The sequence below is a fragment of the Paenibacillus sp. PAMC21692 genome, assembly GCF_014303795.1.
Taxonomy (GTDB): Bacteria; Bacillota; Bacilli; order Paenibacillales; family Paenibacillaceae; genus Pristimantibacillus; species Pristimantibacillus agaridevorans.
Window position 1 is genome coordinate 6668674 of the sequence record NZ_CP060293.1, and the last position, 18088, is coordinate 6686761.

The window sequence follows — 18088 nt, forward strand, 5'->3', positions numbered from 1 at the left end:
CCTATCGACAGACTTTTTCGCATAGGTTATAGTATGAGTACCGATCCATATCGTAATTATTACTAATTAGTCGCGAAGAGGAAGGATGTACATATGCGAACCGCGTTATTCCGGATAGGCACGCCTGCTCTAGCAATCGGCTGTTTGATCATGATTTTCCTAATTGCGACGAATCGCGAGCTGCCTGCCGTTGCATGGGACGTCATATTGAATCCTGCCCATTTTCAATCCTTCAAAATTTTATTTATCAGCATTATTTTGGAAGCATTCCCGTTCATCTTGCTCGGTATCTTGTTCTCCGCGCTGCTTCAAGTATTCGTTACGGATGAGATGATTCGCCGTATGATGCCTCGCAACCCCGTTGCCGGCGTCCTGGTCGGAGGACTGTTGGGAATCTTCTTTCCCTTATGCGAATGCGGGATGATCCCTGTCGTCAGACGATTGATTCGCAAGGGGATGCCGGCTTACATAGGAATCGTATATCTGCTTGCGGGACCCATCGTAAATCCCATTGTGTTCTCGTCTACCTTCATGGCTTTTCGTACAAGCCCGGAGATCGCATACGCCCGTATGATCGCGGCGTTTGTCATCGCCGTTTTGATTGGACTGCTGCTGTCCAGGTTTATGAAACAAAGCCCATTGCGGACCGATGGCAGACATGCCGCTCAAGGCGTCGCCCGCTTTCACCATGATGATAACGTTCATGCGCATGATCATGTTCAGTCTAATCCCCATCCACATAACACCACTGACGTTAAGAAGGGGCGGATCAGAAGCAAAATTTCCGCTACGATGTCGCATGCTTCCGAAGAATTTTTTGAGATGGGACAGTATCTGCTTATCGGCGCGTTGCTAACAGCCATGATTCAGACGGTCGTAGGCAGAGACGTATTGGTCGGCTTCGCGGGCGAGCCCATGTTTGCTTATCCGTTCATGATGGCTTTTGCATTTATTCTTTCCATTTGCTCTACATCCGACGCCTTTATCGCTGCTTCGTTCAACGGCATCTTCCAGCCGGGACCGCTTCTTGCCTTCCTGGTATTCGGTCCCATGGTCGATTTCAAAAATACGCTAATGCTGATGTCCACTTTCAAGCTCCGGATCGTCGCCTTGCTTATAGCGCTGACCGCTGTACTGACCGTAGCCGCAACTCTCATAGCCGAGGTGATTCTATGACGACGACCCAGCATCTTATCCGCTTCCTGCTTCTTGCGGGCTTTGCCATGTTAATCGTCTATTTGTTCCGCACGGGCGACATGACGCTTTTTATCGCTCCGAAAATGGAGCTGCTCGTGAAGCTATCCGCAATAGGATTATATGCGGCCGCCATCTACCAGCTGTACGCAGCGCTCAAAGCGCGCAGAAAATCGCATGCCGCGGATTGCGATTGCGATCATCAACATTCTTCGTCGAGGACAAAGAACATCTTCGTTTACAGTCTTTTTATCCTTCCTTTGGCTCTTGGCTTCCTGACCCCTACCGGTACTTTGGGCAGCGCACTGGCCGCGAAGAAGGGAATGAGCTTCACGGGCAACGAAACGATATCGCGGTCTGCGACAGAGACAAGCTCGGATCCTGTTTCGTTGTCAACGAAAGGCAGCCCGGGCAATAATAACGACAATACCCTGGACGAGTTGTTCCCCTATGACGAATATACGGTCGATCACGCCAGGCTCGCCAAGCAGCTGTACGAACAGCCCCTCATCGAGGTCCCGGAGAGCCTATTCATCGAAACGTTGACCGCGCTTGATTTGTATCGCGACGCGTTTATGGGCAAAGAAATCGAAATAAGCGGCTTCATCTATCGCGAGGAAGATATGGGAGAGGATCGAATGGCGATCAGCCGGTTCGCCATGAATTGCTGCTCGGCCGACGCGCTTCCTTACGGTCTGATGACGACATGGCCTAAGGCTAACGAGTACGTCGAAGACGACTGGGTCAAGGGCACGGGAAAGCTTTCTATCTCGAATTATATGGGGAACGATATACTTACGGTTGAATTGACCAAAATCGAACGAATTCCGGCTCCTGCTTCTCCATATGTGTATCCCGATCTGGAATTCGGATTCTAAGGGAACATAGCTTCAGCGACGGCTGGTTCCGCACCGCAACCTTGCGGTTAATTCCGCCCGCAGGGTTCAATGATGTTAGGCCAGCCGTCCTACTCGGATTCCATCCAAAAATACCGTCAAGCCAATCTTTGAGGGGTGTAGCGGCTGTTCCATGCAGCCATATTGTAATTGGATTCATACAAGACGCTTGCCGACCACGTATTGCTGCTGGGCTTCACTGCAAAATCATATAAAATTTCGCCATGCGTCCAGTCCCTCCTGTATTTCAAAGCTTCGATTGCCAGTTGACGGAATGCTTGTACCTGCTCCTGCGTTAACCCCCTGTCCTTGCCTTCAAGCTTGCCGTCCCTGCTTTCGATAGGATGATGTTTCATCCCGAACTTCCCCACTGCATTATTGCGAATGCAGATCTGCACGGTACCGGCTGCCGCATTCGTCAGCTCACCCTCCAACTGCCTGAATACGAAGTCTACTTGTCTTGCCAAAGATACCATTTCCATACCCGATTACCTCCTTTAGTGTTTCGACATTCTCACCTGCTGCTTCGACACCATCTGACGAAATCAAACATCGAATTGTCATTAATGGTAACATTGTCCATTATTTTCATCACCGAAAAAATACTTGGTAATTTCCGAAATTTCAATTGCGCTGAACGTCCTATATAGCTGAGCATAAAGTATCATACTTGCATTTCATTTATTAGGTCGACAATTATAGACCAAATTCGGGTCCAATGTTATAATGTGGTTATTCTAATAAAAGGAGCGCTTACATAATGATCCAATGGTACTACTCGCTTTCGGTGCGCAATAAACTAGTAATAACGACGTATTTCAATTTAGCGCTATTTGCCATTATTGCGATTCTTACGACAGCGCTCGCAGGCGGCCCGTTGCTTGCCATGATCCTGATTTCAATCGTGCTTGCAATTGCCGCATACCCTACCATTGTGTTCGTGGACAAGGCCATTACGGGATCTTACGACGAGATCTCCGGCGCGGCTTATCGGATTGCAAAGGGAGATTTCACCCAAAAGATCGATATGTCAGCCAACTCCGGAGCTGGAGAACTGGGCCACTCCTTTAACAGCATGGTTGACAAGCTTCGCGATATTCTTACAGAGACTTCCAACATCATTCGTCACGTAGCCGAAACAAGTCGTGGCATATTCGATAAAAACAACAGCATTCAGACCGCCATGGAACAAGTTGCCGCATCTGCAGGGGAGCTCGCTACAGGAGCAAACGAAATTTCCGAGGACGTATCGGATATGAGCAATTCCATTAACGAGATTGAGGAAAAGGTTGGAGCCTACGCCCATTCCACCAAAGAAATGAATGCGCGCTCCGATCAAACGATCGCCATCGTTGGACGAGGCAGGGAAGCATTGGAGATTCAAGCGGAAGGCATGCAGCGCAACATTGACGCCACTGCGCAAGTATCCGCTACGATTGAAGAGCTTGCTCGCAAGGCGCAAGGCATATCCGCCATTACGACTACGATCTCCGATATCGCCGAACAAACCAATCTGCTGTCCCTAAACGCTTCCATCGAGGCGGCACGGGCAGGCGAGCATGGCCGCGGCTTTGCTGTTGTAGCTCAAGAGGTTCGCAAGCTGGCCGAAGAATCGACGTCTTCGACGAAGCAGGTATTCACGCTCGTAAAGAGCATTGATGAAGGCATTCGACTCGCCATCAACAATATGAAGGTTAACGAAGATGTCGTTAAGCTGCAGAGCGAGCACATTCGCCAGTCCGAACAGATATTTCAGGAGATCGAGCAAAGCATTCAATTTATTACGAATCAAATTTACGCGTTCTCGCAAGAGAGCGATGCCATGCTGGAGAGCGCTCGCCAAATCTCCGGAGCGATCCAAAACATCTCGGCGATTACGCAGCAGTCCGCTGCCGGCACAGAACAAGTATCCGCTTCCATGAACGAGCAGATCGCATCCGTTCAAGCCGTCGTACAAGAGACCGAACGCATGTTGTCCATGGCGACACAGCTGCAGCGCACGATTCAAGTATTCAAGATGAAATAATACGGCTTGCTCATCCTATTCAGCACCCAGACCGGGTGCTTTTTCTTTTGCCAAATAATCGCTTGCGGGACGTATGAAGGAACCGTCCTGCGGGGAACCTACCCCATACACCATGCAAACAAGCTGCAAACAACACAGAAGAACGGATGAACCTGATTGATTATCAAATTTGGGAAACTCGCAGTAGCAGCCGCAACAATCATCGCGCTTCTATTTTCAGCCGTGCCTTCCAGGTCAGCTGTCGAAGCTGCTGCGCCACAACAGCAGAGCAAACAAAACGCTGCAGTGAAAGCGAAGCAAAAGAGCAGACCGCAGCAGAAGCGGCGCCAGAAACAAAAACAAAGGCAACGAAAACGGCCTGCGGCCCAGAAAGTGGATATGTCATGGGTCTCTTTGCATAAGCAGTACCCGAACGCCTTTTTGTTAAACGGTCCACGCAACCTCAAACGTGTAGCGCTGACGTTCGACGATGCGCCGGATCCACGGGTTACGCCTCAGATTTTGGATGTGTTGTCCCGCTATCGGATTTGCGCCACCTTCTTTGTTGTAGGAGAGAGAGCATCCAAACACCCGGATTTGGTCCGTCGAATCATTAGCGAAGGCCACGTCATCGGCAATCACTCCTACAATCATCCCGTCTTCTCCAAGCTGCCGCTGAGCAAAGTCCAGCATCAAATCTGGCAGACGGATGGCGTCATTAAACGGATCGCCGGCGTAACGCCGCTCTTGATCCGCCCGCCTTACGGCGAGCTGCTCCCGCAACAGATTCGTTGGAGTAAAGGCTCCGGTTATACAATCGTGAACTGGGATGTCGATTCCGAGGATTGGAGACGGAATCCTTCCAGCGCAAGGGTGCTTGCAAATATCCGCAAAACGTTGCAGCCCGGTTCGATTATTTTACAGCATGCAGGCGGGGGAGAGGGACAGAGCCTGGATGGAACAATCCATGCACTGCCTGTTCTGATCGAATCTCTGCAAGGCAAAGGGTATGAAATGGTGACGTTGCCCGAGCTGTTAGGCAAGCGGGCATATCGTTAATTCAGGATGCTCGCAAAGAACAAAAGCGCTCCCTCAAAGGAGCGCTCATTCATTATTGCAGGATATATACCGTTACATCTTGGAATCCGAACTTTTTGGCTTGCTGAGTCGTTCCGGGAACAAAGATATCGATCCGGTTGCCCTTGATGGAACCTCCTATATCCGTTGCGGTAGCGATCATGCCGCCTGCTGGCAAGCCATTGTAGCTGTACCCTTTTACGAACAATTTCGTTCCAAGCGGAATCATCTTAGGGTCAACGGCAATGGTACCAACCTTGAGCTTATTGCCGAAGTAATCCACCGCGCCCCATTTGCCATTTTCCGATGCTGCCGCCGTATAGGCCGTCGCTTTTACCTGCAATTCTTTTTTGTAGCTATGCGTCGTGCCGCCTGGCGCCGTTACCGTCATCGCAGCAGGCGCTGCTTCCTTTTTTTGAGCAGGTACGGGAGCGGCCTCTTTGCTTAAGGCAACAATTTCCTGACCGGGAATGACCATCTCGGATCCGATTTGCAGTTGATCCGCAACCATAGTATCGTTTGCACTCATTAGTTTCTTAAGAGGCACCTTGTATTGTAGCGAAATTTGCCAAAATGTATCATTGGGTTCAATCTTATGTGTTTGTTCCGCAGCTTGCGCGTTGCCTGCGAATAGGGCTGTAGCACAAGTTAATGCAACTGTAGTCAAAGTAGTCAACATCCATTTGTTCAAAACGTTGTACCTCCAAAAAATGATTTGCTGCCGAAGGAGAGAGGCCGCTATCAATGGCCAGTCTCTCCTTCAAGCCGCATGGAATCACATCACGAAAAACGAAACTTAAAGACTAGCCAGTAAACATTTGCACCCATTCGCCATTTACATATCCCACGCCAATCTTCGTAAAGCTCGCATTCAGGATATTAGCTCTATGACCAGGGCTGTTCATCCAATCCTGCATAACCCGTGCCGGAGTTGGCTGACCGGAAGCAATGTTCTCACCCGCGGATCTGTAAGTGACGCCAAAGGATCTCATCATGTCGAATGGCGAGCCGTAAGTCGGCGAAGTATGGCTGAAGTAGTTATTTACGTCCATGTCTCTTGCCTTCTCCGTTGCGACCTTGTTCAACAATGCGTCAGTCTGTAATGCTTTAAGACCAACCTTCGCGCGCTCCTGGTTGACTAATGTGACAACCTGCGTTTGAAACTCTCCCATTCCTGTGCCGGTTGTCGGCGCTGGAGTCGGCTTCACCGTAGGTGCAGGCGTCTTCGTCGGCGCTTTCGTAGGAGCAACGGTCGGAGCCGGAGTCGGCTTAGCTGTAGGAGCCGGCGTTACGGTCGGCTTTGGCGCGGTAGTCGGATTAGCCGTTGGAGCCGGCTTCGTTGCATCACCTGGCCACTTAATTACGATCCCGTTGTACGAAAAGTTGATTTTGCTAAGGTCGATGCCATATTTGGACGCTATATCGTTAATTAGAGTGTAATTGATGTAGTTCAATTGCATCTTGAAGCCGTTATCTCCGGCTGCAGCGTCCGCCTTCGGCACGGCTAAACCTGTACCGATCATCGTAGCCGCCAACAGGCTTGCTACCCCGATCCGAATGGATTGCTTTCTCATAAATCAATTCCTCCTAATTCTGCTAGAATTGTTCGGATATCCTTCCGACGTCCCTTATCTTAGCATGAGGGGTTAACCACTTCATGACACAATAATTGCCATTCGACACAAAAAAGGGAGCAATCCATTGTCCCGCCTGCTTTATTAGAATCTACTCATTGCGCAACAAATCTCGTATTTGTGATTTAAACACAAAAGAAGACCTCCGAAACATGCCACGGAGGACATGCGGAGATCTTCAGCTATACCGAAAACTAGTTGTTTACTTTAATGAATTGACCCGTTGCTTGGGATTCGAACGCGCACAGGATTACCTTAAGCGATTTGCGTCCGTCTTCTCCGGAAACAGCAGGCGTCGATTTCGTCAGAATGCTCGTCAGGAACGCATCTACAACACCGCTTGACTCTTGTTTATCGTTCGTAGAGATAGCGCCTACTTTATGTTTCTCGACTGAACCGTTGCGCAGCTCAACGATAACTTGATCGTCCGGATGCGTACCGATTTTCATAACGCCGTTCTCGCACCAGAGGATCGTGCTGTTGTCTTCGCCTCTGTAGTATGTCCAGCTGGCTACGAGCGTCCCGATCACGCCGCTCTCCATACGGAGCACACACGAAGCGTTGTCGTCGACTGCCGTACCCTTCTTGTCAAGCGTGCCTACGAGAGCCGCGATTTCCGCCACTTCGTCATTTAGCAGCCAACGGATCAAGTCGGATTTGTGTACGCCGAGATCGCCCATGGCGCCCATAATCGCTTCATCCTTGCGGAAAAACCAGCTGCTCGCGCCATCGATGCTCCAAGCGTCAGGACCCGGATGGCCGAACGAAGTACGGAACGTCAGCACTTTGCCCAGAATGCCGGATTCAAGAATTTGTTTAGCCTTCACATGCGGAGGCATGAACCGTTGGTTGTGCCCAACCATCAGATTGACGCCATTGCTTTTAGCCGCTTGAATCATCGCTTCCGCTTCGGCGTCCGTTGCAGCCATCGGCTTTTCCACAAGCACGTGAGCTCCGGCATTGGCAGCCGCGATCGACATCGGCGCGTGGAACGCGTTAGGCGTACATACGCTGACAGCGTCCGGCTTTATTTCAGCCAGCATCGTCTCATAATCGGAGAAAGCTTTGCCGCCATGTTTGGCTGCGTACTCTTCTGCACGTTCGATAATGGGATCGACGAAAGCGACAAGCTCTACGTCGGCGTGTGCAGCATATTCGGGAATATGACGATATTTGGAGATGGAACCACAGCCAATGACGGCTACTCGAACTCTAGACAATGATTTCCCCTGCTTTCTATAAGTGGTGGTTCAAAAAGTCCAATTTTGATTACGAAGTAACTCGAGAAGTATGTCGACATCGAATCTTGAATTCAGCCGGCACTTCCGGTGCTCACGTAGCTTCCACTACGCTCCGCTCCTCAGTCCCTACTCTTCATCCAACCTTCTCGGTACTGAAAATCGGACTTTTTGAACTCGATCTAATAATAGCTTTCTAATTAGAATTGGTTCAGATAATTATTTTTCAGCCACTCCATGCTTTCCGCAACGGATTCCAGCGGCGGATTCGCGCAAGTGTCCTGCTCGACGATGAGCCATTCGACGTTGGCTTCAGATGCTGCGCCGATAATCGGCACAAGCGGCAAGTCGCCCCGTCCCAGCTCCACGGTGTCGATGCCTTTACCCTTCTCGCCCGCACGGAAGTCCTTTAGATGAAGAAGCGGCAGACGGTCGGTATACTTCTTAATATAAGCAAGCGGATCCTTGCCGGAATATTGTACCCAGCCAATGTCCATCTCTACTTGCAGGTGCTCGGGGGCAATACGCGCATAAAGGGCGTCGAATACGATCTCGCCGTCGATCTCCACTTCGAATTCGAAATCGTGATTATGATAAGCGAACGTAATTCCTTCCTCGCGGAATCGTTTGCCGAACTGTTCGAATTTCACGAGATGGCCCCGCCAAGACTCCGAGTCGCGTTCCTCGAGCGGCAACCATGGGCAGATTGCGTAATTCGCGCCAATCGTTTTCAGGAAAGCGATTTCATTCTCCAGATTCGTATCCAGCGCCTGCAAACCGATGTGGCTTCCGATTGCCGTAAGCTTCAGCTCTTGCAGCAGATCACGCAAAGTCTCCGCCTCAATCCCGCCGTAGCCGGCGAATTCTACGCCTTCATATCCCATTGCAGCAACCTTGCGGAGCGTTCCCTCGAAATCTGTGGCCGTTACGTCGCGAAGTGTGTACATTTGCAAGCCAATGCCCATCCGTTTCATCATACCGCTCTCCTTTTATATGGATTTGTCATCACTTAACTTTGTGCTTGTACAACCTCTATCATTATATACATCTTATGGAACAAAAAACAGTTGGCATATTAGCTTATTTTTATGCGATTTTGCCTTCTCTCTCGCTTCGTATCCATGTATTATGGCTGCCGGGCGAGAACATATGCAAGTTTTTCCTCCATCCTATTGCAAAATGTAATGATTACGTTATACTGTAAACACATTGGTTACGGTCATTTACCGAATTATGAGAAGATTGTAACCATTTCATCACTTTTTTTTAATAAACATTTAAGAATTGTCCTTTACACTAGGAAAAACGATAGCCATTTCGACTTTTTTCCGCTAATGGCTAATATATCCGTCATAGGATGGAGGTTGTCCATAATGAAAACCATGCTGTTATTTCAGAATAAAACCATACCCGTTTACTTAACCGATACGAATAGGCAAGCAATCGACAAATTGTCTACTGTACTTAACAGGAAGCTGACCACCGGAAAAAACGCACTTAAAAAATGTATCAGCTCGCTGATAAGCGTCGAAATTATCGGCAGCGAAGCAACGCTGCATTCCTTGTACGAGCGGGATACGCTTACGATATCGTTGTATTGATGTCCGTCGGCGTTCATATGACAAATGAGAAAGAGACGAAACAGGCTCCAGTGCCCGCTTCGTCTCTTTTTTCGTCTCCATCTCCATCTAGATCAAACTATGCGCCTTGCCCCGGTTACCCCACACGAACAATAAGGTTCCGATCCAGCCGCAGATCGACGCCGCTATAAGCAGCGTGCTCATGGACACGCTTGAAGTCAGACCAGTGCCCAGAAGCGGTCCAAGCGACCCCCTGATTCCGAATGACATCAGATGTATGCCGAATATCATGGCCTCGCGGCCAGGAGCCAACCGGAAAACAAAAGCGAGAATGCCTATATCCCATATGGCATCTCCAATCCCTTGAATCGCGTTGCCCGCCAATACGGCCGAATAGGTTCCCCATACGCCATATAACATCGGGACGATAGCATAAGCGCTTATGCCAACCATTAACGTATATTTGATAGGAAATCGGTCGATCATCATTCCCGCAATAAAAAATGTCAGCAGCAGAGCCGTAAAATAGGCAACTCTCGCATAACCGATCTGGATATTGGACAGCTCCAGCACGTTCACCTGAATGATCTGGTACAGCGGAATGGCAAACATATTCCCGAACCCTGCGAACGTGGTAGCTAACAGGAATACACCGAGCGTTCGGTTATTGCTGACAAGCTTCCATTGCTCCTTAATGTCGAAGCTCGGCCTTTTCTTTCGATTATCCGTCTCCGGAGCAGGTGCATCCCTCTCTCGATCCTCGCCCGATAGGATTGGTTTCCGTTTCTTCGATAGCTTGAGCGTATTAAACAATCCCATCGACAGAACACCCATAAGCGAAGCTGCAATAAGCGGACCGCTAGGACCGTATGCTTCCGCCCAGTTGCCAACCAGATAGGCAAGCGGAATCATCAGCACTCCCATGGAGACTCGGACGTAACCCATAAGCCGTCCCCTGATTTCATTGGGGTACATCCGGGACACCAGCGATGCGTAAGCCGGCGCCTGAATGCCCATCAACAGCTGGAACATCATGGCCGCAGCTACATATACGCCGGGTTCGGGGAGAAAAGCGGGAAGCAGCAGCAGCAATCGCCCGATGGCGTTGGGAATGATGACGAACGGCTTGGGATTATCCGCTTTTTCGATCCAACTGGCCCATAACGGAGAGAAAATGAGTCCGACGGCGGGGGCAGCCGCAAGTAGTCCAACCTGCAATTTATCCGCTCCCTGTTGAAGCGCAAACGCAATGTAGAATTGATTCATGACAACGTTGAACATGCTGTATAACAAGGTTGCGCCTACGTCGACGCGCAGATTGCGCCAGACCCTTGCCGTCATGGGCATGCCGAGCCTTATCGTCTGATACTCTTTCCTCTGGATCCGTGCCATATCTGATCGATACCTTCTTCGCATAGTTGTCGGAACGGACGGAGGACCCTCTGCGCGGGCAAAGGATCCTCTACTCAAAATGTCTCATTCGACCCGATCTTACTACACTACCGATTCTTTGTACAGAAGAACTTTGCACGTCTGGGCATCGCTTTTTCGCGCCAATGATTTCCCCGTTCCTGCCGATATGATAGACTGGTGATTATAGTGTTTGAGCTCGCGCTTTTAGCATTTTTGTATTCGCAATCTTAGTTGGGGGAATTGAACATGAACAACATTGCAGTAGGAATTGACATCGGAGGCACCAAGATCGCAATCGGTCTCATTGCCGAGAATGGTGAAGTTATCGCCAAAAGTTCGCTGAAAACCGATCTCTCGCTGGAGCCGGGAGAGATGCTGGGCCAAGTGGCAGACGTCGTAAATAAGCTTGCCAATGAACAAGGTTTAGCCCTTAACCAGTTGAAAGGGATAGGAGTCGGCGCCCCTGGACCGCTTAATACGAAGACAGGCCGTCTGACCTGTCCTCCCAATCTTAAGAGCTGGTGGGATTTTCCCGTCGTCGAACGGCTAGCCGAGCTGCTGCCCCTCCCTATCCGCATGGAGAACGACGCGACCGCCGCAACGCTCGCCGAGAAGTGGGTCGGCGCCGCTCAAGACGCCGATCACTTCATCTTTATTACGATCAGCACGGGCATTGGGGCTGGCATCTACTTGCACGGGAAACTGATTACGGGTTCGACGGGCAACGCCGGGGATGCCGGATTTTTGATCGTACATCCGCAAGGACCAATCGCCAAGGACCAAGCTTCCGGTTTTTGGGAGCTGCTGGCTTCAGGCACCGCTATTGCGAAGCAAGCCAGCGAGCTGCTTGGCAAAGAGATTACTTCCAAGGAAGCCTTTGACCTCGCGGCGCAAGGCGATCCGGTTATATCTCCGCTGATCGAGAAAGTATACACTTATATCGGTATGGGCTGCGTGTCGCTAATCAACCTGCTTGATCCTTCCAAGATCGTTATCGGAGGAGGCGTCTCTCAAGTAGGCGAACCTCTATTTACCGCCGTGCGCTCATACGTTGCCGCCCATGCCTTAAATCCCAGCGGCAGAGAGACCGTCATCGTACCGGCCAAGCTCCGGCAGGATGCAGGTCTAATCGGTGCGGCTGCTCTCGTTCACTGCAACTACTAAACCTCGAATATAGCTGTTTAATACGAAGTGGATGCTGGCTTTCACATCTACCGGCATCCCGAATCCGCCCTTCTGTCCGATACTTGCAAAGCCGTGCAGAAGGCTGCGGAATCCCCTCACCGCATGGATCGCTTCTTCTCCGCCGATGCCCAAAGTTTGCATCGCCTCGATCATTTTTGCAACAAGGCTGCTCGCCAATTCCTGCTGCAAGTCCGTACCTCCCGCAGGCGACTTCAACGTCAATTCGTACATTCCCGGACATTCTTCGGCGAAAGCAAGATAAGCATCTGCATAAGCGAGCAATCGCTCCCCCTTCGGTGCTCCCTTTTCCGTTGCGGCGAACCTATCGTTTAACAACTTCAGCCCTCTCGTCGCAAGCAATTCCTTCAGCTCCGGCAATCCATTGACATGATTGTAGAGCGAAGGCGATCGAACGCCCAGTTCTGCCGCCACCGAAGCAAGCGTAACCTGCTCCAAACCTTTTGCGTCTGCTATGGCAGCAGCCGTGTTCACGATCGTCTCCAGCTGCAGTCCTTTTCTCGGCGTCATATTATGCTCCCTTCCCCTTCCGTATCCAGGTTTGCTCGGCATCGGCAATTGCCGCAAGCATCGCATCCACAGGATGTTCAAGGAGATTGCCGTGTCCTGCCGCCAGAATGGCAGGCTTACGATCCGCAAGCCGCTTCGCGGAAGCAAGACTAGCCTCGGCATTCCAAGTTGCCAGAGCGGGAAACGGGAAAGACCATCGCATGCGGCTAGTTACCGTTACCCCGCCTCGTGTATGGAATGCGTCTCCCGCGATAAGCAATCCCGTTCGTTCGTCGAGAAAGGCCATCGAGCCCGGCGTATGTCCCCCTGCTGCTATTGCAAGCAGGGAACCGATCTTGTCGCCGTCTTGCAGCAGCACATCGGGTCTAGTTTTCACGGCCTTCGGAACGCCGCCCCGGATTGGCGTTTGAGGTTCGCCGGCCGCAAGCGACCTGTCTCCGGCCAGAAGACGCGAATCCCTCTCTGAGATATATACGTCGATGGTTCCATTGCTCGCTTTGATCGCATCCAGCGCGCCGACATGATCATCATGCGCATGAGTGAGCACAATACGTTTGATTGGTTTACCCAGTTGATCCGCCGCATGAAGGATAGCCTTCGCATTGTTCGGCAATGCTGCGTCCACTAGTGTAAATCCGTCGTCTTCCTCAACCAGATAACAGTTCACAGGGAACAAGTTTGGCAAGTAAGTCAGCTGTACGAATCCGTTTCCTTTAGTTATTCTCATAGGTTTCCCCTCCAATAAAACTAATGATATTAGTTTTATGATAAACTAATGACATTAGTTTATCAACTCTTATTTTTCCTATCACGATAAAAACCGCGAACCTCCAGGTCCGCGGTTGTCAGCTTATATTCACTTAGCGTCATATCTGCCGTATGATGCGGCATATTCTTTCATTCGATCGTAGGCCGTTCGGTCGATCGCCTTCAAAGGGTGGAACTGCGGATGGTTGGAGTTGACCTCCAGTATCCACAACTTTCCGCCTCGATCTCTTGCGAAATCGATGCCCATCTCCCGCATGCCGGATTGTCTCGCGCTTAACGTCTTTGCGATCGTGATCGCCTCGGAGCGCAATTGCTCCTCCCGATAGTTGCTTTCTTGCGCATTCAGCCCAAGCCGCCTATGAAGCTTCCGAAGCTTCCAGACAGCGCCGCCTTGATAATAGTTGGTGACGATCTTGCCTTTGCCGCCTACTTTCACAATAAAGCCGGTACATGTCCATGCGCCTCCCGGCTTCCGCTGCACCATCGCCCGTATATCGTACGGCTTGCCATCCACTTTATCCAGCTTGATTGCCTGCTGGACGATCAGCTTTCCGCGACCTTTAGCCTTTAGATGGCGGTAAGCGGCTTCCAGCGTCCCTAAGCTTCTCGACCTCTGCGACTTGTTCCACGATTCCTTAAGCAAATACCCGCCGTTCTGCCGCGAGAGTTTAGATATCCCGATTCCAAGCGAACCTACATCCGGCTTGATATACAAGGAGTTATAACGTTTGGCCAGTTTACGCATATTCGCAAGACTATACGATTCCGTATCGGGTACCATGCGCCGGGTCGCGCCATTGTTCTCCAGATATCGGCATACTTTAAGTTTGCCCCTGATTCTACGACTAGCATATCTCTTAACAGACAATAGATTCACCTCATTATTACTGTATGAGGTGAATCTATGTTGGACTGTACGATGAACTATACGGATTTAACTATTTTCGCTAGTGTTGCTCTTATTGTCCCAGCAGGATCTTCGCATAAGGCGAATCGATTGGCATCATAATAACCGGCTGATTCTTCATGGTCACGATGTAGCTCTCCAGCGTTCTGTACAAATTGTAGAATTGCGGATCCTTGCCATACGCTTTGTTGTAGATAACCGCTGCTTCTTTTTCGCCTTCCGCAACGATTTTTTTGGCATCCGCCTCAGCCTGCGCCAATAGCTCGTTCGCGGTACGATCCGCCTTGGACGTCATTTTGCGCGACTCCTCGTCGCCCTCCGACAAGTATCTGGCCGCCATGGATTCGCGGTCCGAAATCATGCGGTTATATACGCTTTGTTTGTTTCCTTCGGGCAAATCCGTCCGTTTGATGCGTACGTCAACGATCTGTATGCCATAATCGTCGCGCTGCAATGTCGTAATCACATCGTTTGTGATTTCATCATTAATATTGCCTCTTTCGGTGTTCTCGCTTATGATGGCATCGTAATTCACTTCGGACAGCTTACGTCTGACGGAGTTGTAGACCGCCTCGTCGATGCGCTGCGTTCCGCCGCTGACATTATGAACAGTCTTGATAAACTTCTCCGGATCCACGATACGCCAGATCGTATAGTTATCGACGATAATCGGCTTTTTGTCCTTCGTCAATATTTGGCCCGGGCTGCTTTCCATTGTCATCTGGTATTTGGGCAGCGCGGTCGTATTCTCGATAAACGGTAGCTTGAAGTTAAGACCAGGAGACTTCACCGTTCGGATCGCTTCGCCGAATCGGAGCACCACCTTGTATTCGCCTTCTTTGACGATAAACATTGAGCCTGCTCCGACGATAAGCAGCAGGATGACCGCCGCGATTATACTCCAATGTTTAGTTTTCATCCTCTGTAGCCTCCTTGCGAAGCAGTTCGTTCAGCGGCAAGTAATTAACCGTGTCGCCGTCGCCGTTTGTAATGAAAATTTGCGCGTTTGGCAATATTTTCTCCAGCGTCTCCAAAATAAGACGGTTTTGCGTAACGCTAGGATTGCTTACATATTCGCTAAAAATCGCGTTAAATTTGGCCACGTCGCCTTCCGCGTTAAGAACGCGGGATTTTTTCTCCGCTTCCGCCTGCTCGATCAAAGCCTGCGCCTCGCCGCGAGCTTTCGGAATCCGTTCGTTCTCATATTTCATCGCAACGTTGATTTTTGTGTTTTTTTCCTCCCTAGCGTTGGTTACGGCCCGGAACGCCTCTTCCACTTCGCCGCCTGGAGGTTCGATATCCTGGAATTTCAAGTCGATAATCTGGATGCCCGTCTCGTATTTATTTTGTAATTCGATCAGCTTCTCGCGCACAAGATCCTGAATCGCCGTCTTGCCGTCGGTGATCGCGTAATCCAGCTTCTGCGAGCCTATGACCGAACGGATCGATGCGCTTGCGGAATTGCGAAGGAACTGCTCGGGATCGCTAATATTATGCAAATAATTGCGGATGTTGTGAATCTTCCAAGTGACTACGGCGTCGGCGGATACGATGTTCTCGTCTCCGGTAATCATCATGGCTTCGTCTTCGACCGGTGTAACCGTATTGCCTTTCTCCCGGTAGCCGATCGTAATACGCTGAGTCAGCTCGGCCGGCACAATGCGCACCTCCTGGATCGGACTCGGCCACTTAAAGTGCAGTCCGGACCCCGTCTCGTGCGTATATTTGCCAAACGTCAGCACGGCAGCCCGCTCTTGCTCCTGGACGGTATAAAAAGATGATGATCCCAAATAAAACAATACGATAACCGCCACGATGCCGATTACAATATTTCTTACGGTTCCCGGCTTTATCTCCGGCGGCTTTCGATTCGGATTGGGAACCGGCGTCGGTCCCGCGGCACCGCCGCCGGGTTCCTGATTCATGAAGTTCATTCACTTTTCTCCCCTCGTATCTTAAAGTCATACAAACTAGTACGGTTAAAACCTGAAATGGTCACAGTTTTTTAAGCTTATTTTAAGGTTTGTACCGATACAACTCTCAAGCAAACGTCAAGAAGCCGCTTCTCCAAGCCGTATAATTGCTCCGGCCTATCGAAACGGCTGCAGTCGGTACAACTTGATTATTGCTTCTTGGTCTCCTTGAGCATCTCGCCGATTGCGCCAATGCTGCCCAGCGTCTCGACGGCTCTTGTCGGGATGAATACTTTGTTAGCAGGGCCTTTGGCGATTTCGCCAAGCGCTTCAAGTGAACGGTACGTCAAGACCTGTTCGTCCAGGCCTGCCGAACGAATCATCTCGATCCGGCTTTTCTCGGCTTCGGCAATGGATTGAATCGCTTTCGCTTCGCCCATCGCTTCCAGCTCCTGCGCTTGACGTTGGCCTTCCGCTTGACGGATACGGGCTTCCTTCTCGCCTTCCGCCTTCAGAATTTTACTTTGCTTGTCGCCCTCCGCGCGCAAAATCATATCCTGCTTGGCCGCTTCGGCTTCCAAGACCATGGCGCGCTTGCTGCGCTCCGCCTTCATCTGTTTGTCCATCGCATCCTGAATATCGGCCGGCGGCTGGATGTCGATCACTTCTACGCGTTCGATCCGCACGCCCCACTTCTCGGTCGCTTCGTCCAGCGCGACGCGGATATCCGTCGAAATTTTTTCCCGTCCGGACAAAGTCTCGTCGAGCTCCATCTTGCCGATGATTTGACGCATCGTCGCCGTGCTGATGTTTCGTACGCCATAGACATAATCGGAGATGCCGTAAGTCGCTTGTTCCGGTCCGGTTACCTGGTAGAAGATAATCGTATCGATCTTAACCTGTACGTTATCTTTTGTAATAACGGTCTGCGGCGGCACGTTCGCCTGTTGAATGCGAAGATCGTGATACGTGCGCACGTGGTCGATGATCGGGATTAGAATATTGATGCCCGGCGTAAGCAGTCTGCTGAATTTACCGAGACGCTCCACGACGCCAACTCTTTGTTGCGGTATGATTTTAACGGATAATGCAATAAATACGACGGCCAATACGATTACAATTAAGGTTATTATCCATTCCATAATGATTCACTAACCTCCCCATTTGTTTACTTGCAGAAAAGCGCTTCCCCTATGGACCACGATAACCGTCTCGCCCTTGCCGATCTCTTCTTCCGACTTCGCGCTCCATGTCTCGCTGCCAACCTTTACGATGCCTGGCGCATCAGGATGGATATCCTCGACAACGGTCCCCTGCAAGCCGACTAAATCGTCCACCGCGTCCTTAAAGCCCTTGCCGTTGTGAAAACGCCGGGTCAGCGGCTTCGTGAACACGGTTAACACCAATGCAACTACGCTTCCGACAATAACCTGCAGCAATATCGCCTCAGGAGCTGCGATAGCTACTACGGCGGCAGCAAGCGTCCCGATGCCAAGCCACAGCAGATAGAACGTTAATGTCAACATCTCAATCACGATCAGAGCACCCGCAGCGATTAACCAAATTAACCACCAATCCATCTCCGGTCCCCCCTCTTCAGAGCTAATGTATTCGTTATCGATGGTGCTAATTCCTCTTGTATCAAGCAAAAATGTCGAAAACGGTTCGTACCTTCTTCTTCTACGTCTCAAAACTCCGCAAGTTCCAGTTGTCGCGCAAGCGGAAAAGGCCATCCTGCAGCTGCTGTCTG

Annotated in this window: 19 protein-coding genes; 6 read left to right on the forward strand and 13 right to left on the reverse strand. The window is 50.5% G+C overall.

Going from position 1 to position 18088, the window contains the following annotated elements; genetic code table 11:
* The first annotated feature begins 93 nt into the window (after nt 1–93).
* Nucleotides 94–1176 (forward strand): permease, encoded by a 1083-nt coding sequence (locus H7F31_RS27125; RefSeq protein WP_187101340.1) that lies wholly within the window; start codon nt 94–96, stop codon nt 1174–1176.
* Nucleotides 1173–2072, forward strand: a complete 900-nt coding sequence (locus tag H7F31_RS27130; RefSeq protein WP_187101341.1) for a TIGR03943 family putative permease subunit — start codon at nt 1173–1175, stop codon at nt 2070–2072. The genes H7F31_RS27125 and H7F31_RS27130 overlap by 4 nt, the downstream gene beginning before the upstream one ends.
* 116 nt (nt 2073–2188) lie before the next feature.
* Here the strand turns inward: H7F31_RS27130 and H7F31_RS27135 are convergent, their stop codons facing one another.
* The gene (locus H7F31_RS27135) at nt 2189–2572 is read right to left on the reverse strand and encodes an O-methyltransferase (RefSeq protein ID WP_087570524.1); all 384 of its coding nucleotides are present in this window, start codon (nt 2570–2572) and stop codon (nt 2189–2191) included.
* Nucleotides 2573–2853: 281 nt separating this feature from the next.
* Here H7F31_RS27135 and H7F31_RS27140 point away from each other — a divergent pair, with 281 nt between their 5' ends.
* The gene (locus tag H7F31_RS27140; protein ID WP_261800568.1) at nt 2854–4116 is read left to right on the forward strand and encodes a methyl-accepting chemotaxis protein; all 1263 of its coding nucleotides are present in this window, start codon (nt 2854–2856) and stop codon (nt 4114–4116) included.
* Between the two features lie 156 nt (nt 4117–4272).
* Nucleotides 4273–5154 carry a polysaccharide deacetylase family protein gene (locus H7F31_RS27145; RefSeq protein WP_261800149.1) on the forward strand — a complete coding sequence of 294 codons (882 nt, stop codon included), beginning with the start codon at nt 4273–4275 and terminating at the stop codon, nt 5152–5154.
* A gap of 52 nt (nt 5155–5206) precedes the next feature.
* Here H7F31_RS27145 and H7F31_RS27150 read toward each other — a convergent pair whose 3' ends face one another.
* From H7F31_RS27150 to H7F31_RS27165, 4 genes are all read right to left on the reverse strand, one after another.
* Nucleotides 5207–5863: a 3D domain-containing protein gene (locus tag H7F31_RS27150; RefSeq protein ID WP_261800150.1), complete on the reverse strand. Its 657-nt coding sequence runs from the start codon at nt 5861–5863 to the stop codon at nt 5207–5209.
* A 112-nt stretch (nt 5864–5975) separates the two neighbouring features.
* On the reverse strand, nt 5976–6746 hold the full coding sequence (locus H7F31_RS27155; RefSeq protein WP_187101343.1) for a CAP domain-containing protein: 771 nt from the start codon (nt 6744–6746) through the stop codon (nt 5976–5978).
* 254 nt (nt 6747–7000) lie between these two features.
* Nucleotides 7001–8026 carry a Gfo/Idh/MocA family protein gene (locus tag H7F31_RS27160; RefSeq protein WP_187101344.1) on the reverse strand — a complete coding sequence of 342 codons (1026 nt, stop codon included), beginning with the start codon at nt 8024–8026 and terminating at the stop codon, nt 7001–7003.
* Nucleotides 8027–8244: 218 nt separating this feature from the next.
* A complete protein-coding gene (locus tag H7F31_RS27165; protein WP_187105563.1) occupies nt 8245–9018 on the reverse strand; it encodes a sugar phosphate isomerase/epimerase family protein in 774 nt (257 codons plus the stop codon).
* A 399-nt stretch (nt 9019–9417) separates the two neighbouring features.
* On the opposite strand from H7F31_RS27165, the gene H7F31_RS27170 reads away from it, so the two are divergent.
* On the forward strand, nt 9418–9645 hold the full coding sequence (locus H7F31_RS27170; RefSeq protein WP_087570519.1) for a 3-dehydroquinate dehydratase: 228 nt from the start codon (nt 9418–9420) through the stop codon (nt 9643–9645).
* An 87-nt stretch (nt 9646–9732) separates the two neighbouring features.
* Here the strand turns inward: H7F31_RS27170 and H7F31_RS27175 are convergent, their stop codons facing one another.
* The gene (locus tag H7F31_RS27175) at nt 9733–11016 is read right to left on the reverse strand and encodes an MFS transporter (RefSeq protein WP_187101345.1); all 1284 of its coding nucleotides are present in this window, start codon (nt 11014–11016) and stop codon (nt 9733–9735) included.
* A gap of 267 nt (nt 11017–11283) precedes the next feature.
* On the opposite strand from H7F31_RS27175, the gene H7F31_RS27180 reads away from it, so the two are divergent.
* Entirely contained in the window at nt 11284–12201 is a 918-nt protein-coding gene (locus tag H7F31_RS27180; protein WP_187101346.1) for an ROK family protein, read from the forward strand.
* Here the strand turns inward: H7F31_RS27180 and H7F31_RS27185 are convergent.
* The 7 genes from H7F31_RS27185 to H7F31_RS27215 all read right to left on the reverse strand — a co-directional run bounded on the left by H7F31_RS27185 (nt 12163) and on the right by H7F31_RS27215 (nt 17918).
* Complete coding sequence (locus H7F31_RS27185) at nt 12163–12750, reverse strand: TetR/AcrR family transcriptional regulator (protein ID WP_187101347.1); 588 nt, start codon at nt 12748–12750, stop codon at nt 12163–12165. The genes H7F31_RS27180 and H7F31_RS27185 overlap by 39 nt on opposite strands.
* 1 nt (nt 12751) lies before the next feature.
* The gene (locus tag H7F31_RS27190) at nt 12752–13477 is read right to left on the reverse strand and encodes an MBL fold metallo-hydrolase (protein ID WP_187101348.1); all 726 of its coding nucleotides are present in this window, start codon (nt 13475–13477) and stop codon (nt 12752–12754) included.
* A 129-nt stretch (nt 13478–13606) separates the two neighbouring features.
* Nucleotides 13607–14386, reverse strand: coding sequence for a YheC/YheD family protein (locus H7F31_RS27195; protein ID WP_187101349.1), 780 nt, complete (start codon nt 14384–14386; stop codon nt 13607–13609).
* Between the two features lie 91 nt (nt 14387–14477).
* A complete protein-coding gene (hflC, locus tag H7F31_RS27200; protein WP_187101350.1) occupies nt 14478–15344 on the reverse strand; it encodes a protease modulator HflC in 867 nt (288 codons plus the stop codon).
* The gene (gene hflK / locus H7F31_RS27205) at nt 15334–16359 is read right to left on the reverse strand and encodes an FtsH protease activity modulator HflK (RefSeq protein ID WP_261800151.1); all 1026 of its coding nucleotides are present in this window, start codon (nt 16357–16359) and stop codon (nt 15334–15336) included. The genes hflC and hflK overlap by 11 nt, the downstream gene beginning before the upstream one ends.
* 188 nt (nt 16360–16547) lie before the next feature.
* Nucleotides 16548–17480: an SPFH domain-containing protein gene (locus H7F31_RS27210; protein WP_087570512.1), complete on the reverse strand. Its 933-nt coding sequence runs from the start codon at nt 17478–17480 to the stop codon at nt 16548–16550.
* 9 nt (nt 17481–17489) lie between these two features.
* Complete coding sequence (locus H7F31_RS27215; protein ID WP_087570511.1) at nt 17490–17918, reverse strand: NfeD family protein; 429 nt, start codon at nt 17916–17918, stop codon at nt 17490–17492.
* Between the last annotated feature and the right edge of the window lie 170 nt (nt 17919–18088).

What these genes read in the sequence shown, in the direction of transcription:
- H7F31_RS27125 (WP_187101340.1), top strand. Translation starts at nt 94, where the DNA reads ATGCGAACCGCGTTATTCCGGATAGGCACGCCTGCTCTAGCAATCGGC.
- H7F31_RS27130 (WP_187101341.1), top strand. Translation starts at nt 1,173, where the DNA reads ATGACGACGACCCAGCATCTTATCCGCTTCCTGCTTCTTGCGGGCTTT.
- H7F31_RS27135 (WP_087570524.1), bottom strand. Translation starts at nt 2,572, where the DNA reads ATGGAAATGGTATCTTTGGCAAGACAAGTAGACTTCGTATTCAGGCAG.
- H7F31_RS27155 (WP_187101343.1), bottom strand. Translation starts at nt 6,746, where the DNA reads ATGAGAAAGCAATCCATTCGGATCGGGGTAGCAAGCCTGTTGGCGGCT.
- H7F31_RS27165 (WP_187105563.1), bottom strand. Translation starts at nt 9,018, where the DNA reads ATGAAACGGATGGGCATTGGCTTGCAAATGTACACACTTCGCGACGTA.
- H7F31_RS27170 (WP_087570519.1), top strand. Translation starts at nt 9,418, where the DNA reads ATGAAAACCATGCTGTTATTTCAGAATAAAACCATACCCGTTTACTTA.
- H7F31_RS27175 (WP_187101345.1), bottom strand. Translation starts at nt 11,016, where the DNA reads ATGGCACGGATCCAGAGGAAAGAGTATCAGACGATAAGGCTCGGCATG.
- H7F31_RS27180 (WP_187101346.1), top strand. Translation starts at nt 11,284, where the DNA reads ATGAACAACATTGCAGTAGGAATTGACATCGGAGGCACCAAGATCGCA.
- H7F31_RS27185 (WP_187101347.1), bottom strand. Translation starts at nt 12,750, where the DNA reads ATGACGCCGAGAAAAGGACTGCAGCTGGAGACGATCGTGAACACGGCT.
- H7F31_RS27190 (WP_187101348.1), bottom strand. Translation starts at nt 13,477, where the DNA reads ATGAGAATAACTAAAGGAAACGGATTCGTACAGCTGACTTACTTGCCA.
- hflC (WP_187101350.1), bottom strand. Translation starts at nt 15,344, where the DNA reads ATGAAAACTAAACATTGGAGTATAATCGCGGCGGTCATCCTGCTGCTT.
- hflK (WP_261800151.1), bottom strand. Translation starts at nt 16,359, where the DNA reads ATGAACTTCATGAATCAGGAACCCGGCGGCGGTGCCGCGGGACCGACG.
- H7F31_RS27210 (WP_087570512.1), bottom strand. Translation starts at nt 17,480, where the DNA reads ATGGAATGGATAATAACCTTAATTGTAATCGTATTGGCCGTCGTATTT.
- H7F31_RS27215 (WP_087570511.1), bottom strand. Translation starts at nt 17,918, where the DNA reads ATGGATTGGTGGTTAATTTGGTTAATCGCTGCGGGTGCTCTGATCGTG.